This window comes from Agromyces molybdatiresistens (assembly GCF_052748445.2).
The window spans coordinates 3,708,689-3,724,430 of record NZ_CM188258.1 but is presented as its reverse complement, the minus strand read 5'-3'; the positions used below and the strand labels follow the sequence as shown (position 1 = coordinate 3,724,430).

The window sequence follows — 15,742 nt, the reverse complement described above, 5'->3', positions numbered from 1 at the left end:
TCACGCCACCGAGGTCCAGACGCGCGCGTGCGCCTCGGCGCACCGCTCCCACGTGAACTCGCCGGCGCGCACCCGGCCGGCGGCGATCATCGCGTCGAGGCGCGATCCGCCGGTGGCGTCGAGCAGGCCGGCCGCGATCGCCGGGCCCGTCGGCTCGACGAGGATGCCGGCATCGCCGACGACCTCGGGCAGCGAGCTCGTCGACGCGGCCACCACGGGCACGTTCGCGGCCATCGCCTCGAGCGCCGGGAGGCCGAATCCCTCGTAGAGCGAGGGGACGACGACCACCTCGGCGCCGGCCACGAGCCCCGGCATGACGTCGTCGGGCAGGCGGCCGACCATTCGCGTGCCCGGCATGCCCTCGAACAACGCGCTTCGGCGCGGATGCGCAGGGCCGGCGAGCAGCAGCTCGAGCCCCGGTCGTTCGCGATGCACGGCCGGCCAGGCCTCGGCGAGGGCTTCGAGGTTCTTCCTGCGCGTGGCGCCGCCCGCGTGGAGCACGTAGCGCTCGGGGAGGCCGTTGGACTGCCGGGCCGCCACGTCGAGCGGCGCGGCATCGAAGAACCGCGCGTCGACGCCGTTGTGCACGACGTGCGGCTCGCGGATGCCCAGGAGCTCGACGGCCTCCCGAGCGCTGAACTCCGAGACGCAGATGACGGCTGCCGCGCGTCGCGCCTCCTCGATGGCGGCGGGGACCGGCGCGGACTCGTCGGGGAAGCGCCACGCGACCACGTCGTGGACCGTGATGACGTCGCCGTGGGGAGCGGGCGGCAACTCGAGCGCCATCCGATGCACCACGGAGTCGCCGCTGTACAGGAGGCGGCCGACGGCGCGGCGCTGCGTCGCCGAAGCCCGTGCGATCCGGCCGAGGGGAAGACGCCGATTGCCGTCGAGGGTGGACCTGAGCGAGCGGAGGACGAGGCGGCGATACCGCCAGTCGCGCTCGTCGACGAGGGCGAGGGCCGATGCCGCACGGCTCGCCACCTGCTCCTGGTACGCCTGTGCACCCATCGGGGTGTCGGTCGCGATCGTGGCGATCGTCAGGCGCGGCGCGTCACGAGGCGTCATCTGGGCGGTTCCCTCCGGCTGCGTGGTCTCGGCCGGCCGACGGATGCGGAACCGGCGGTCGTTCGGGTCGGTCGTCCGAATCTACCGATACGCCCGGGCGGGCGGTCAGGGGGACGGCGGATCCCGGCGGACCGGTCGTCGTGCGCGAATGCGCCCCTGCGCCGACGGCGGCCGCAACCCGGTGTTCGTTTGTCACCCGAAGGTGGGGTGGCCGCGAATCGACCGAGGATGCCTCAAGGCCTAGAGTTGGCTGTGAAAACCCGATAATGTGCCGCAGGTACTGCAATTGCGTACATCACTCAACCCGACGTAGACCCGACAGCTCCGGCGGAGGGTCGCCCAACCACAGCACACATCCCAGGAGGATCCCAATGAGCGACCTCGAAGAGCCGAAGTCCGGCGTCTCCCGACGTACCGTGGCCAAGGCCATGGCGTGGTCGGTCCCCGCCGTCGCCCTCGCCGTCCCCGCCCCCGCCTACGCCGCATCCGGCCCGCCCCCGAGCGTTGCCGTGGGAACGGCGTGCAAGCTCCCGGGCAACAGTGCCGGCGACTGCGCCGACATCTTCGCCGGTCTTCCCGGGCTCGACCCGTCCAAGGCGTTCGCGATCCCGCTGCTCATCACGAACAACACGTCGAAGGACATCGTGCTGCAGCCGTCGATCACGATCGTCTCTGACGGGTTGCCGTTCACGGTCGTCGGCATCAACCCCGACTACTGCACGCCGATCGCGCCGGGAGACTCGGTCAAGGTCATCGTCTACGCGAACTCCGACAACAGCGCGAACCAGGACGTCACGCTCGACCTGACCGTGCCGTGGGGTCACGACTGCGCCGACACGGACCACGCGCCGATCGTCATCCCCGACGTGTACATCGAGAGCTTCCCGCCGTGCTCGAGCCGCGTCCCGTTCCCGACGGGTGCGCCCACGTGCGACCCGCCGTTCTACCAGTAGTCCGGCGACACGGATTCGAGGGTGCGCTGCTCCGGCAGCGCACCCTCTTCCCGTCCCGGGGAGGACCCAGTGCGGCCGATCGTCCACGCCATCACGCCCGGTGACCACTTCTCGCCGCGCACCGGCTCGGCCATCCCGACGGTCGTGCACGGGCTGGCGACCGCCGCGGCCAGGGACGCCGACCCGGTGCCGCACCTCGTCGCGCTCGCCGCGGACACGATGCGCCCGCGATACGCGAGCGCCGAGCCGATCGAGTACGCCCGGGCGCCGTGGCTGACCCGGAACGACCGTGTGGCCGACCTGGTCCGCGCCCGGCTCGGCGGTGCCCGGACCGCCACTCGCGGGTTCTACGAACCCGTCGCGGCCGCGATCCGCGATCGACCGCCGGCGATCGTGCTCGCGCACAACGCCCCCGCGCTGCCGGACCTCCTCCGGGACAGCCCGCACGACGTGGCGCTCTACGCCCACAACGACGTGCTGCGCTCGTACACGCGTCGCGAGGCGGGCCGCGCCCTCGACGGGGTGGCGGCGATCATCGCCGTGAGCGAGTCGCTCGCCGGGCAGCTCCGCGCATCGCTGCCCGCACGCCTCGCCGAGCGCATCCGGATCGTGGGCAACGGCGTGGACTGCGAGCAGTTCTCGCCGCCGTCCCGCGGGCGGTCACTCGAGCCGCGGCCGCTGACGATCGCCTTCGTCGGCCGAGCCATCCGCGACAAGGGGCCCGACGTCCTGCTCCGGGCGGCGAAGCTGCTCGGCCGCGACGGGGTCGAGTTCCTCATCGTCGGGAGCCACGGCTTCGCCCGCGACGCGGAGCTCTCGCCGTACGAACGGGAACTGCGCGAGCTCGCCGCGGCGAGCGGCGCGCGGGTGCGATTCGAACCCTTCGTGGACCGGCCCGCTCTGCCCGACCTGCTCCGGTCGATCGACGTCTTCGTCGTGCCATCGCGCTGGCCCGATCCGTGCCCGCTCACCGCGGGCGAGGGGATGGCCAGCGGCCTGCCGGTCGTGGCATCCCGGATCGGCGGGCTGCCCGACGTGCTCGGCGATGCCGGCATCCTCGTCGCGCCGGACGACCCCGAGGCGCTGGCCCGAGCGCTCGCGGCTCTCATCGACGACCCCGACGAGCGGGCTCGTCGGGCCTCGGCGTCCCGGCGGTACGCGCTGGCGCACGACTGGTCGTGGGCATGGGCCAACCTGCGCGCCGTGCTGGACGAGCTCTGAGCCGCCCACGGGGCCCGTGGAGCCGGTTCAGGCGGTGCCGCGCGGGGAGAGCCGCGCGAGGACGGTGCCCATCGCCGCGACCCGCTCGTTCCAGTCACTGGTCGGGCCGTCGGCGCCGTGCGGGAACGGGAGCGCGCCGGGAAGCGCCGCCGCGACCGCGGACGGGAACGCGTCCGGGTGGGCGACCGTGATGCGCGGATCCGCGGCGTCACGGAAGCCCGCGACCGGCGTCGAGATCACCGGCCGGCCCACGGCCTGGTACTCGTAGAGCTTGATCGGATCGAGGCTGTCGGTGAACGAGGTCACGACGTGCGGCACTACGAGCACGTCGGCGTGCTGGAGGTAGCCGATCACGTCGGTGCTGGGGCGCGGGCCGAGCAGTACCGCGCCGACCGCGGCGAGCCGTGTCGTGGCATCGCCGCCGAGCAGGTTCGGGCCGACCAGCACGAGCGTGCCACCGACCGCCGCGACGGCGCGGGCGGTCGACTCGCAGAGGTCGACGTCGACGCGGTCGGGATGCGCCGTGCCGAGGTAGAGCGCGATGCGCCCCGCCGGGAGGTCGGCCGGGCGTGCCACCGGCCGCCGGTAGGCGGCGGCGTCCACCGCGTTCGGGATGAGCGTGACCGGCCGCGCCGACCCCTTGCGGCGCGCGAGCTCGGGCGAGCAGACGACGACCTCCCGGGCGACGCCGAGGAGCCGGGCCTCGGTCGAGGCGGCCCGCGCTCGCTCGCTCTCGGAGCGGTCGGCCGCGAGCCAGTCGTCGGTGATGTCGTAGAGCGTCGGCCATCCCGTGCGCTCGGCGAGCTCGACGGCGCCCGGGTCGTTGATCCAGAGCAGCGGATGCCGCATCCCGAGCGATCCGGCGGCGCGCGCGACGCCCGCGGCGAGACGTTCATCGGCGCGTGCGTCGAGGCGGCGGGGAAGCCACTTCGTCGGTCGGTAGGTCCACAGCCTGCCGGGGGCGGGATCGCCGACCTCCGCGAGGCCCTCGCCGAAGCCGGGCCGCCGGCGCGACGCGAGGTCGTGCACGGGGTCGGCGGCGGGCTCGACGAACAGCACGCGCAGCGCAGGGTCGGTGCGCAGGAGCCCCGCGACGAGGTGCTGGTTGCGCCGCCACACCTGGTCCCAGCGTTCGAGCGACAGCACGACGAGGTCGGTCACCGCGCCACCTCCCGACGGATCGCGGATCGGTAGACGGCGTCCGTCCCGTCGGCCTGCGCGCGGAGCGAGAAGTGCGACTGCTGGCGTGCGCGCGCCGCGGCCCCGAGGGCGGCTCGCGCCCCGGGATCGGCGGCGAGGGAGCGGAGGCGCGCGCCCGCGGCATCCGCATCGCCCGGAGCGAACCGCGACCGCTCGTCGAGGCCCGCGAGCACCTCGACGTGGCCCGCCGCATCCGCCGCGACGGGCGGCAACGCCGACGCCATCGCCTCGAGGAGCGTCAGCCCGAGACCCTCGACGGGGCACGGCGCGATGAGCATCCCGGCGCGCGCGAGCAGGTCGGGCAGGTCGGTGCGGTACCCGCTGAAGCGGACGGATGGCGCGATGCCGAGCTCCGCGACGAGCCGCTCGAGCGGCTCCCGTTCCGGGCCGATCCCGGCGACGTCGAGCGTCCAGCCGTCGGCGGCGAGACCGGATGCCGCGAACGCGCGCACTGCGACGTCGGTGCGCTTCTCGGGCTGCAGGCGCTGGGCGACGAGCACCGTGCGCTCGCGGGCGGCCGGGTCGCCCGCCGGCCGCGGGTCGATGCCCGTGTGCACGACCGTGCTCGGGCCGTCGACCGCGGCCGCGACCGCCGACGAGATCGCGATCTGCGCGTCGATGCGTCCGCGCACGAGCGCGTCGATCGGCACCGGACCGACGCGCCCCCGTGGCCGTGCGAAGTGGCACGTGGCGACGACCGCGGGCCGGCGGGCCCGGCGACGCGTCGCGAGTGCGGCGACGGTCGCGACATCCGCCGCCGTCATGTGCGTGTTGACGACGTCGACCCGATCGGCGAGCTCGCGCACGGCGCGGAGCACCTCGACCGTGCGTGCCGCGGGCGTGTGCGCGACGCCGAGGTCGTCGAGACCCGGGCGCATGCGCGGCGGGTCGCCGCCGATCACGTGCACCGCGTGCCCATCGGCCGCCTGGGTCCGGGCGAGGCGCAGCACGAACTGCTCGACGCCCGAGAAGCCGTCGGAGCGGATGGCGTGCGCGATGCGGAGCGTCGCGGTCACGTGGCCTCCTCGGCGGCTCCGGCCGGACGGTCCGGCGTGCGCTGCGCCTCGAGCTCGCGGGCGAGCGCGAGGTAGCGTGCCGCGACCTCGCGCCAGGAGTGCCGCTCCGCCGTGCGGCGCGCCCGCGTGCGCCAGGCGAGGCGCGACTCCGCATCGAGCGCGTCGAGCTCGGCCAGGCGTGCGCCGATCGCGGCGGCGTTCCGCTCGACGAGGAAGCCGTTCTCGCCGTCGACCACGATGTCCGGCGCGAATCCCACCCGCGTCGAGACGACCGGCACGCCGCACGCGAGCGCCTCCAGCACGACGAGGGCGTTCGCCTCGTACGCGCTCGGCAGGACGAGCACGTCGGACGCGCGGAGCAGCGGGACCGGGTCCGGGCGCTCGCCCGCGAACACCACGCGATCGGCGACGCCCGCACGGCGGGTCTGCGCGCCCGCCCTCCGGATCATGTCGGCCGTGCCGCCGACCACGAGCAGCACGACGCCGGTCGCGCGGTCCAGCGCCTCGATGGCGAGGTGCAGGCCCTTCCGCTCGAACTCGTGACCGATGAAGACCGCGACGGTCACGTCCTCGGCGATCCCGAGCTCGTGGCGCACGCCGGCCCGCCCCGCGGCATCCCCCGGGCTGAACCGCTCGATGTCGACGCCGTTCGGGATGACCGTGACGGGCGGCCGCACGCGCCCGTACACCTCGGTGAGCAGCCGCGCCTCCCCGCCGGTCAGCGCGACGACGGCGCGATGCGTGCGCCCGCGATAGCGGACGCGGTCGCGGACCGCGGTGAAGAGGTGCACCGGATTGCGCACCATCCGCCACGCGTAGTTGCCGCGTGCGCGCATCGCCGCCTGCAGCAGGCCGTGGTTGACGTAGACGTCTCCGGCCATCACGTCGTTGTGGGTGAACGAGATCGCGTCGGGCCGCTCGGCGAGGTACCGCCTCGCCCGTCGTGTGCCCACGGTGCTGAACCAGACCACGTTGCCCGCGCGGGCGACGTGCAGGCCGAGCGTCGTGCGATGCGGTCGGTCGAGGGTGCGCCCGGCCTCGGCGGCCGTGAAGCGCTCGACCGGCACGCCCGCCGCGCGGAACTCCTGCTCGAGGGCGAACGCCACGCCCGCGACGCCGCTGCCGGGCTCGATCGACGGGGCGATCTGCACGATCCGGGTCATCCGGTCGCCCGGTCGGTGGGTGCGCCGTCGGCCTCGCGCGTGCTCGAGGGCGCGGCCGGGTCGGCGGGGCCGCCGCCGACGCGCTCCGCCTGCAGCTGCTGGACGAGGGCCAGGTAGCGGCGGGCCACCTCGCGCCATCCGTAGGTCTCGGCCGACGCGCGCGCAGCGCGGCCGAGCGCCGCGAACGCGTCGTCGCCGAGGGTCGCGAGTTCCTCCATCCGAGCGCCGACCGCCTCGGCGTCGCGATCGACCAGGTAGCCGTTCTCGCCGTCCCTGATGATCTCGGGCGCGAAGCCGACGGGCGTCGCGATGACGGGCAGCCCGCTCGCGAGCGCCTCGAGCACGACGAGCGCATTCGCCTCGTACGCGCTCGGGAAGACGAAGTAGTCGCACGCGGCGAGGTGGCGCGGCAGGTTGCTGCGCGGCCCGAGGAAGAGCACGCGGTCGCCGACGCCGTGCTCGATCGCCTCGGCGTGCGACTCGGCGATGATGTCGTCGTTGCCGCCGATCACCATGAGCAGCGTGCTCGGCGCGTGCACGAGGCCCCGAATGGCGAACGAGAGGCCCTTGCGCGAGAACTCGTGCCCCACGAAGACGCCGACCCGCTCCTGATCGCCGAGCCCGAACTCCGCCCGGGCGGCGGCGCGCTCCGCGGATGTCGGCGGCCGGAACCGGTCGAGGTCGACCCCGTTCGGGATCACCTCGATCCGCGGGCCGATGGGCCCGTAGGTCGCGCGCAGGTCGGCGGCGTCGCCCTCGGAGAGGCACACCGCGACGCGGTGGGCATGGCCGCGATAGCGGACGCGGTCGCGCGCGTAGATGAAGAGGTGCACCGGGTTGCGGTAGGTGTGCCACCAGTTGCGCCCGCGCGCCCGCATGGACGCGAGGAGCACGCCGTGGTTGACGTACACGTCGCCCGCGACGACGTTGTTGTGGCAGATCGAGATCGCGTCGGGGCGCTCGGCGAGGAACCGCTTCGCGCGACGCGTGCCCACGGTGCTGAACCAGATCATGCGCCAGCCGCCGCGGATGCGGGCGAGGATCGAGTTCCGCGGCCAGCGCATCGGCCGATGCCGACGAGCGGAGTCGAAGGTGAACCGCTCGACCGTCGCGCCGAGCGCGCGGAGCTCCTCCTCCAGGTGCCACGCGACACCGGCGACCCCCGTGCCGGGGCCGATGAACGGGACGATCTGCACGATTCGGGTCATGTCGTCGCCTCCGCAGGCATCTCGTTCCGGGCGTGCTGTCCGTCCGCCTCGCGGAACCGCGCCTCGACCCGCACCGGGCCGAGCCGCGTGATCGCCGCCCGTCGCCTCGCGGCGCGGCCGCGCTCGCCGGGGAGCACCACGGCGCGGGTCATCGACCCGAGCCACTGGCCGACGCGGGCGACCTGCCATCCGGCCGCGCCGAAGTGCTTGCGCAGGAACCGCTCCTGCGACGCGTGGAAGTGCGCCTCGCGCCGGCGCGGGTCGCCGCCGGTGCCGGCGCCCGTGTGCACCGCCCGGGCCTCCGGCACGACGTCGTGCCGCCACCCGAACCGATACGCCCGATACGCCCAGTCGGCCTCCTCGGCGTAGAGGAAGAAGCGCTCGTCGAACCAGCCGACCTGCTCGAGCGCCTCGGCGCGCAGGAGCATGACCGAGCCGATCACGTACGACGGGTCGCGGCGGAGCCGCGCGAGTCCGAGCGCCTCGAGCCACGTGCCCGTCGGCGACGGCAGCCACCACTCGACGCGTGCCTCGCGGCCCTGCTCGTCGACCTGGGCCGGGCCGACGCTCGCGAGGTCGGCGCGGGCGCGCAGCGCCTCGTGCAGCCGCGCGACGTCGTCGGCCGGGATCTCGGCGTCGGGATTCAGCAGCAGCACGTCGGAGCCCGGCGCGATGCGGTGCGCGAGGCCGTGGTTCACGCCCGCGGCGAAGCCGCCGTTGCGGCCGGGGTCGAGGTAGCGCACGCCGACCTCGTCGCACAGCTCGCGGATCGACGCCAGCGACGAGTTGTCGACGACCGTGACCGGCAGCCCCGCGACGGGCTCGAGCGCGCGACGCAGCAGGTCGGGGGAGCCGTAGGCGACGACGATGACCTCGAGCGTCGCCGTGGGCTCCGGGGCTGCGGATGGCGCGTGCACGATCGAACGGTACAGGTCGAGGTAGTCGCGGCCCACCGCGCCCCAGCTGCACTCTTCCGCTCGGGTGAGGCCCGCCGCGCGGAGTTCGCCCGCACGCGGCCCGGATGCCTCGACGAGCGCCTCGGCGAGTGCGGCCGAGTCGCCCGTCGGCACGACGATGCCCGCACCGCCGACCACGTCGGGCAGCGCGCCCGCGTCGCTCGCGACGACCGGGACCCCGCACGCCATCGCCTCGACGGCGACGCGGCCGAACTGCTCCGTCCATGACGGCGTCGGCAGGGACGGCACGGCGAGCACGTCGAACGAGCGCAGGACCTCGGGGATCGCGCCCGGGTCGACCGCGCCGACGAGCTCGACGCGGTCGCCGATGCCCGCCGCGAGCGCACGCGCCGGAAGCTCCTCGCCGAGCGGACCGGTGCCGACGACGCGGAGAAGCAGGCGCGGCTCGCGCGCCAGCGCGTCGAGCAGCAGCAGGATGCCCTTCTCGGGCACGAGACGCCCGATGAAGCCGACGGTGATCGGCCCGGCGCCATCCGTCGTCGCCGCCGTCGCCACGGCGCCCGGCGCCGGCGCGCCACCCGTGGCGTCTGCGCCATCCGACACGCCCGTGCCACCCGCCGGCCGGAACGTCTCGAGGTCGACGCCCAGCGGGATCACGCGCGCACGCCCCGCGAAGCCCTTCGCCTCGGCGATGCGCGCGGCCTCGGTGTTGCACGCCGAGATGCCCGACGCGGCGCGCAGCGCCCGGCGCTCGAACCAGCGGAACGGGACCGGGTAGCGCTTCCGCAGGTTCTGCGCGGTGTAGAGCACGACGGGCGTGCGGCGCGACGCGACGCGCAGCGCTCGCAGGAGCAGGATCTCGGCGGTCGCGAGCGCGAACGGCTCCTCGTGGAGGTCGATGACGTCCCACCGCTCGCCGAGCGCGCGCCACAGCGGGACGGGGTCGTAGACGAACAGCGCCGGGTGCCGCCCGAGCGTGCGCACGCCGAAGACGTGCTCGTCGGGGCGGGAGTGCAGCGTCACGGGCGCCCCGCCGGCGTGCCATCGCCGGGCGCACCACAGGGACACGTCGACGCCGAGCGCGGCGAGTGCGCGTTCGCGCCCGCGCCACTCGTCGACGACGGCGCTGTGCGAGACCCTGAGTACGCGCACCGCACCCCCTCTAGAATCCTTTTCAGAAACCTTATCCGGGGCCCCGCGCCCGGGTCGTGGCGAGCCGGGGGTGATCGCGCATGGATTCCGACGAGTTCCGCGTGCTCGTCGTGTGCACGGGCAACCTCAATCGCTCGGCGCTCGCGGCAGCACTCCTGCGCACCTGGGTCGAGCGGTACCTGCCGGCGGATGCCGCGGCGCGCGTCGTCGTCATTAGCGCGGGCACGGCGGCTCCCGTCGGGCGGCCCATGCGACGACGCTCGCTCGCGATCGCCGAGCGGTTCGGCGCCGACGGGGTCGCGCACCGCGCGGCGCAGATCGACGAGGCGGCCATCCGGTCGGCCGACCTGGTGCTGACGGCGGATGTCGCGCATCGCGACGCGGTGCTCGGCATGGTGCCGTCGATGCTGCGGTCGACCTTCACGATCCGCGAGGCGGGCGCCATCGCGACCGGCATCGGGCCCGCGCCCGCGCCCGCCACGGTCGAGGAACTGCGCGAACGCGTCGCACGGTTCGGCAGCCGCCGCGAGCTCGGCGCGGGCGACGACGGCGACATCACCGACCCCCAGGGGCGCGACGACGAGGCGTACCGCGCGATGGCGCGCGAGGAGGTGCCGCCGCTCGCGTCGCTCGCCGTCGCGCTGTTCGGGATGCCGCGGGCCGAGGCCGACTCGGTGCTCGGCACGGCCGCGGACGCGGAGTCGTTCTCGTTCGAGGGGCTCGGGTCGCGCTCGGGCGGTCCAGCCCACGGTGCGGGCGGCGGTTCGGCCGATGGCCGGGAATCGAGGCGATCCGGCTCGTGGCGTCGGTGGTTCGGCGGGCGGGAGACGTGAGCGCACCGGGGTCGGAGCGCCGTTCTGACAGCCGGCCGTCAGGCGGCGTCCCGACGTCGTCGCCCGTCGAGTCCGATGGGCCGCGAAGCGGCGTCGGCCGCAGGCTCCGCGTGCTCCACCTCGACCACACCGCCGCCACGGGCGGGGCGGAGCTCGCGCTGATCCGCATGCTCGAGGCTGACCCCGCATGGGCCGCGGTCGTGCAGACGCCGCCCCTCGGACCGGGAGCGAACGTGTGGGCGGACCTGCCGGCGCGCGTGCGCCGACGGGTCGTCGGCATCCATCAGCCCGCAGGGGCCAGCTCCGGAGGGCCGCGTGCGGCCGTGGGGTTCGGTGCGCGGCTGGCGGTGCAGGCGCTCGCCGTCCGTGCGTCCGCGGCGTTCCGCAGCGCCGACCTCGTGGACGCGAACACCGCCCGGGCCGCCGCGTACGGCGCGCTCGCCGCTCGCCTCTCGCGGGCCCGCTTCGTCGTGCACCTGCGCGACCTCGTCGACCCCGGGGCGCTGGGCGGCGCCGGGCACGCGCTCATGACCCGGGTCGTGCTGCCTCGCGCCGACGGCGTGATCGCGAACTCGCGCGCGACGCTCGACTCGGCGCGCCCGTACCTGCGGCCCGACGCCGTCGCGGAGGTCGTGCCGAGCGCGTCGGGGCTCGTCGTCGGCGCCGCGCTCCTCGAGCGTGCGAACGCTCCGCTGCGGACCGTCGGGATGCTCGCCCGCATCGACCCGTGGAAGGGGCAGGCCGAGCTGCTCGAGGCGTTCGCCCGCGCCTTCCCGGGCCGCGACATCCGCCTGCAGTTCGCCGGAGGCGCGCCGTTCGGGCACGACGACCACCTCGCCGCGCTGCGGCGCCGTGCCGGCGAACTGGGCATCGCCGACCGGGTCGACCTGCTCGGGCACGTCGACGACGTGCAGCGGCTCCTCGACGGGTGGGACGTTGCGGTGCAGTACTCGACGCGCCCCGAGCCGCTCGGCCAGAACGTGCTGCAGTACCTCGCCGCGGGCCGTGCGGTCGTCGCCGCAGGCGAGGCCGGGCCGGCCGAATGGATCGCCGACGGCGTCAACGGCCTGCTCGCACCGCCGCGGGATGTCGACGCGCTCGCGGCGGCGCTGCGCCGGCTCGACGCCGAACCCGACCTGCGCGCCCGCCTCTCCGCGGCCGCGGCCGCGACCCCGGGGCTGCTCGACGACCTCGCCGTGGCGCGGGCGCACCTCGCGGTCTACGAGCGCGTGATCGCCGCGCGGGACTGATCGCCGCGACCGTGCCCGGTTCGTGCGGTTGCCGCGCCGTACCGGCCCGGTTCGTGCGGTCGCTGCGCTGCACCCGCTCGGACCGGGTGACGTCGTTCCCCTGCTCGACGGTGGGAGAAAGGTATCCGCGGGATACCTTTCTCCCTGGAACGAACCGCGACCCGTCCTCAGGTCCGGGATCTCGTGACGGGCGGTCGCAGAGGGGACGGCTTCTTCCGGCGATGGGTCGAATACGTCGGCGCCCGTGCGGGCCCGTTGGGAGCACCGGCCGAGCTGGACGAGCAGCGCGTTCTCAGCGAGGCGAGCACGCCCGGGGCTGGGAAGACCGCCGGGGGTCGCCTCAGGCGGCGGAGGCCGGGGTCGAACGGCCGGGGGCGGACTCGGCGGCGAGCGACGCCGCGTCGGTCACCTCGCCGAGCCCGAGCCGGTCGACGCCGTCGAGCCCGCCGGTGACGAATGCCGTGATCGCATCGAGCGTGGGGTCGGCCCCGAGCACGCGGTTGTGACCGGCGCCCTCGGTGAGGACGAGCCGCGACCGTGCGCCGTGCGCGTCGTGGAGGCGGACGCCCTCGCTCGCCGGCACCTCGCGGTCGCCGCGGTCGTGCACGACGAGCAGCGGCATCCGCTCGGGCAACGGGCTCGTCGCCCCGTCGAACCGCGACCACGGCTCGGCGACGTCGGGCAGGATGCGCCGAGCGAAGCGCGCGGCGAGGGCATCGGCGGTCGTCCGACCGATGCCGACTCGCGCCGAGAACGCGTCGACCAGGAACCGCGCGCGGGAGGGCCCGGCGACGGCGACGAGCGCACCGGCGGCGACGCCGTCGCGGATGGCGGCGTGCCCGGCCATCGCGCCGAACGAGTGTCCGACGATCGTGTGGAACCGCCCCTCGCGGGCCTGCAGTGCGTGGATCGCGGCGAGCCAGTCACGGATGTCGGTGCGCCGACCGGCCGATTCGCCGTTGGCGGGTGCCTCGAAGGCCACCATGCGGAACCCCTCGGCGCGCAGCTCGCGCACGATCGGTGCGAACTGCGAGGCGCGGCCGCGCCATCCGTGCACCAGCAGGATCGTGTCGGGCCCCGTGCCCCATTCGTACGTCGCGAGCTCGCGCCCGCGCACGCGGATGACGGAACGCCGTGCCGCGTCGTGCACCGCGCGGTCGGCCGGTCGGACGGGCAGTCGAGCGCCGACGCGCATGAAGAGCGGCAGGGCGAGGGCGGCGGATGCCTCGGGGGAGACGAGTTCGGCGGCGCGGACGGCGGCGACGCGGCTCGTGAGGGCGGCCGTGGTGGCGGCCTCGGCGATGGTGGTCACGACTGACTCCGATCAATGAATACGAACGGTCGTGCGTTGAGTATACGAACGTTCGTGCGTAAAATCGAGAGCGTGAGCGCAGAGAGTCCGACCGGAGTGATCGACGGCCGGCGCGTCAGGGGTGATGCGTCGCGTCGGCAGGTGCTCGCCGCCGCCGTCGACCTCGCCTCGGTCGAGGGGCTCGACCAGCTCTCGATCGGCCGCATCGCCGAGGCCGCGTCGGTCTCGAAGAGCGGCGTCGCCACGCTGTTCGGCAGCAAGGAGCGCCTCCAGCTCGCGACCGTCGAGGCCGCGCGCGTGCGGTTCGTCGAGAGCGTCATCGCACCCGCACGCGAACTGCCGCGCGGGCTCGGCCGCGTCCTCGCGCTGGCCGACCGCTGGATCGCGTACTCGCGCGACCGGGTGTTCCCCGGCGGATGCTTCTTCGCCGAGGCGTCCGCCGACTTCGACGCCAAGCCGGGCCCGGTGCGCGACGCCATCGACCGCGCGCTCGCCGATTGGAGCGGCTACGTCGCCGCATCCCTCGCCCATGCGCGCTCGCTCGGCGAGCTGCCCGGCCTCGAGGACCCCGCGCAGCTCGCGTTCGAGTTCACGGCCCTGCTCGACCTCGCCAACCGCGACTCGGTCATGCGGGGCACGAACGCCTCCTACGCCCGGGCCCGTCGCGGCATCGCCGCCCGCCTCCGTGCCGCAGGAGCCGACCCGGCCGCGGTCGACGCGTTCGCCTCCGTCTCCGACGTCTGAGCGCGCCGCGAGCCGGCCCGATTCCGCCGCCGTCCACCACGAAGCCGAACGAAACCGTGTCGCCCGGCGCCGAGCGAGTCGCGACGGGGCCGCGGCGGCGGGGGCTGCGCCGTTTCACCGGAGAATCCCCGATGTGCAGGACGGACGTTCGGATTCGGTCCTGCCGGTCGCGGGATCTCCTGCGAACAGACGGGATGGGATGGGTCGCGGCGGACCGGACCGGGCTCAGCCGGCGATGAGCGCGCCGTCGCGCGACCGCTCGACCTGCTCGTCGCGCGGCACGACCTTCACGCGCTCGCGCGCGACCGGGCCCTCGAACGCCTCGCCCAGCGAGCGCTCGTGCGCGTCGAGCGCGAGCCATCCGGCCCAGGTCGTGTACCGGATGCCGCGGGCCTCGAGCAGCTCGAGCACCTCGTCGCCGTCGGCCGCATCGACCGTCGGTGCGACGCCGGGTGCCGCGAGGACGCCGGCCGAGGCATCCGCGACGAGGTTCGTGACGGTCTCGAGCGCGTCGCCCTTGGTGTGGCCGATGAGTCCGACGGGGCCGCGCTTGATCCAGCCCGTGGCGTAGAGGCCGGCGACCGGCGCGCCCGCGCCATCCGTCACCCGGCCGCCGTCGTTCGGGATGACCCGGGCCGACTCGTCGAACGGCACGCCCGCGACGGGCGAGCTCGCGTACCCGACCGCGCGGTACACGGCCTGCACGGGCACGTCGACGAACTCGCCGGTGCCGACGACCGAGCCGTCCCCGACCGGACGCGTCCGCTCGAAGCGCACGCCCTCCACTGCGGACGAGCCGAGCACCTCGACGGGCGAGTGGAAGAAGTGCAGGTGCAGGCGACGCGACGCGGTCGGCTGCCCGTCGGCGGGCGTGCGCCATCCGTTGAGCGTGCGGGTCATGACCTTCACCTGGTTGTTCGTCGCGAGCAGGTGCGCGGCGTGCTCGTCGCCCTCGGCACGCACGAAGTCGTCGTCGTACACGACGATGTCGACGCCCGGCACCTCGCCGAGCTCGCGCAGCTCGATCGGCGTGAACTTCACCTGCGACGGGCCGCGCCGGCCGAAGACGTGCACGTCGGTCACGGGCGACGCGAGGAGGCCCCCGTGCACGTTGGCGGGGATGTCGGTCGACAGCAGGTCGGCCGGGTGCTTCGCGAGCACGCGCGCCACGTCGAGCGCGACGTTGCCGTTGCCGATCACCGCGATGGACTGCGCCTCGAGCGGCCAGTCGCGCGGCACGTCGGGGTGGCCGTCGTACCAGGCGACGAGGTCGGCCGCGCCGTACGAGCCGGGGAGGTCGATGCCCGGGATGTCGAGCGGGGCGTCCTTCAGGGCGCCGGTCGCGAAGATCACCGCGTCGTAGCGCTCGCGCAGCTCGTCGACCGAGACATCCCGCCCGACCTCGACGTTGCCGATGAGGCGGATCGTGCCCTCGTCGAGCATCTCGTGCAGCGAGTTCACGATGCCCTTGATGCGCGGGTGGTCGGGCGCGACGCCGTAGCGGATCAGGCCGTACGGCGCGGGCAGCGACTCGAACAGGTCGATCGCGACCTGCCCGCCGGCCTCGTCGACCTGGCGGCGCAGGATGTTGCCCGCGTAGATGCCGGCGGGGCCGGCGCCGACGATCGCGACACGGAGGGAGAGGGTCATGAGGGCATGGCCTTTCGAAGGGAGCGGGAGAGCGGAGGAGTCGGAAGGGCGGGGG

At 74.8% G+C, this 15,742-nt stretch carries 13 protein-coding genes; 5 read left to right on the top strand and 8 right to left on the bottom strand.

The window, feature by feature from the left end; translation table 11 throughout:
* Nucleotides 1-1,068: a glycosyltransferase family 4 protein gene (locus ACULK2_RS17240; RefSeq protein WP_445967908.1), complete on the bottom strand. Its 1,068-nt coding sequence runs from the start codon at nt 1,066-1,068 to the stop codon at nt 1-3.
* A 371-nt stretch (nt 1,069-1,439) separates the two neighbouring features.
* Here ACULK2_RS17240 and ACULK2_RS17235 point away from each other — a divergent pair, with 371 nt between their 5' ends.
* Together ACULK2_RS17235 and ACULK2_RS17230 are read left to right on the top strand one after the other, a co-directional pair.
* Nucleotides 1,440-2,021, top strand: a complete 582-nt coding sequence (locus tag ACULK2_RS17235; protein ID WP_445967909.1) for a hypothetical protein — start codon at nt 1,440-1,442, stop codon at nt 2,019-2,021.
* 69 nt (nt 2,022-2,090) lie between these two features.
* A complete protein-coding gene (locus tag ACULK2_RS17230) occupies nt 2,091-3,242 on the top strand; it encodes a glycosyltransferase family 4 protein (protein ID WP_445967910.1) in 1,152 nt (383 codons plus the stop codon).
* A 27-nt stretch (nt 3,243-3,269) separates the two neighbouring features.
* On the opposite strand, the gene ACULK2_RS17225 is transcribed toward ACULK2_RS17230, so the two are convergent.
* The 5 genes from ACULK2_RS17225 to ACULK2_RS17205 are packed head-to-tail and all read right to left on the bottom strand — an operon-like array spanning nt 3,270 to nt 9,898.
* Complete coding sequence (locus tag ACULK2_RS17225; protein ID WP_445967911.1) at nt 3,270-4,403, bottom strand: glycosyltransferase; 1,134 nt, start codon at nt 4,401-4,403, stop codon at nt 3,270-3,272.
* On the bottom strand, nt 4,400-5,458 hold the full coding sequence (locus ACULK2_RS17220) for a glycosyltransferase family 4 protein (RefSeq protein WP_445967912.1): 1,059 nt from the start codon (nt 5,456-5,458) through the stop codon (nt 4,400-4,402). The genes ACULK2_RS17225 and ACULK2_RS17220 overlap by 4 nt, the downstream gene beginning before the upstream one ends.
* Nucleotides 5,455-6,621 carry a glycosyltransferase family 4 protein gene (locus tag ACULK2_RS17215; protein ID WP_445967913.1) on the bottom strand — a complete coding sequence of 389 codons (1,167 nt, stop codon included), beginning with the start codon at nt 6,619-6,621 and terminating at the stop codon, nt 5,455-5,457. The genes ACULK2_RS17220 and ACULK2_RS17215 overlap by 4 nt, the downstream gene beginning before the upstream one ends.
* Nucleotides 6,618-7,829, bottom strand: a complete 1,212-nt coding sequence (locus ACULK2_RS17210) for a glycosyltransferase family 4 protein (RefSeq protein WP_445967914.1) — start codon at nt 7,827-7,829, stop codon at nt 6,618-6,620. Before ACULK2_RS17210 ends, ACULK2_RS17215 begins: the two co-directional genes overlap by 4 nt.
* Complete coding sequence (locus ACULK2_RS17205) at nt 7,826-9,898, bottom strand: glycosyltransferase (protein ID WP_445967915.1); 2,073 nt, start codon at nt 9,896-9,898, stop codon at nt 7,826-7,828. The genes ACULK2_RS17210 and ACULK2_RS17205 overlap by 4 nt, the downstream gene beginning before the upstream one ends.
* 80 nt (nt 9,899-9,978) lie before the next feature.
* Between ACULK2_RS17205 and ACULK2_RS17200 the strand changes: the two genes are divergently transcribed.
* Nucleotides 9,979-10,731: an arsenate reductase/protein-tyrosine-phosphatase family protein gene (locus ACULK2_RS17200; protein ID WP_445967916.1), complete on the top strand. Its 753-nt coding sequence runs from the start codon at nt 9,979-9,981 to the stop codon at nt 10,729-10,731.
* A 110-nt stretch (nt 10,732-10,841) separates the two neighbouring features.
* Nucleotides 10,842-11,981, top strand: coding sequence for a glycosyltransferase family 4 protein (locus ACULK2_RS17195; protein WP_445967917.1), 1,140 nt, complete (start codon nt 10,842-10,844; stop codon nt 11,979-11,981).
* Between the two features lie 340 nt (nt 11,982-12,321).
* Here the strand turns inward: ACULK2_RS17195 and ACULK2_RS17190 are convergent, their stop codons facing one another.
* On the bottom strand, nt 12,322-13,293 hold the full coding sequence (locus ACULK2_RS17190) for an alpha/beta fold hydrolase (protein ID WP_445967918.1): 972 nt from the start codon (nt 13,291-13,293) through the stop codon (nt 12,322-12,324).
* A gap of 72 nt (nt 13,294-13,365) precedes the next feature.
* Here ACULK2_RS17190 and ACULK2_RS17185 point away from each other — a divergent pair, with 72 nt between their 5' ends.
* Nucleotides 13,366-14,037 carry a TetR/AcrR family transcriptional regulator gene (locus ACULK2_RS17185; protein WP_445967919.1) on the top strand — a complete coding sequence of 224 codons (672 nt, stop codon included), beginning with the start codon at nt 13,366-13,368 and terminating at the stop codon, nt 14,035-14,037.
* A 225-nt stretch (nt 14,038-14,262) separates the two neighbouring features.
* Here the strand turns inward: ACULK2_RS17185 and ACULK2_RS17180 are convergent, their stop codons facing one another.
* Nucleotides 14,263-15,687: an FAD-dependent oxidoreductase gene (locus ACULK2_RS17180; protein ID WP_445967920.1), complete on the bottom strand. Its 1,425-nt coding sequence runs from the start codon at nt 15,685-15,687 to the stop codon at nt 14,263-14,265.
* Between the last annotated feature and the right edge of the window lie 55 nt (nt 15,688-15,742).

Bases quoted from the DNA above. Each gene is read 5' to 3' on its own strand.
- ACULK2_RS17240 (WP_445967908.1), bottom strand. From the start codon at position 1,068: ATGACGCCTCGTGACGCGCCGCGCCTGACGATCGCCACGATCGCGACC.
- ACULK2_RS17235 (WP_445967909.1), top strand. From the start codon at position 1,440: ATGAGCGACCTCGAAGAGCCGAAGTCCGGCGTCTCCCGACGTACCGTG.
- ACULK2_RS17215 (WP_445967913.1), bottom strand. From the start codon at position 6,621: ATGACCCGGATCGTGCAGATCGCCCCGTCGATCGAGCCCGGCAGCGGC.
- ACULK2_RS17210 (WP_445967914.1), bottom strand. From the start codon at position 7,829: ATGACCCGAATCGTGCAGATCGTCCCGTTCATCGGCCCCGGCACGGGG.
- ACULK2_RS17200 (WP_445967916.1), top strand. From the start codon at position 9,979: ATGGATTCCGACGAGTTCCGCGTGCTCGTCGTGTGCACGGGCAACCTC.
- ACULK2_RS17180 (WP_445967920.1), bottom strand. From the start codon at position 15,687: ATGACCCTCTCCCTCCGTGTCGCGATCGTCGGCGCCGGCCCCGCCGGC.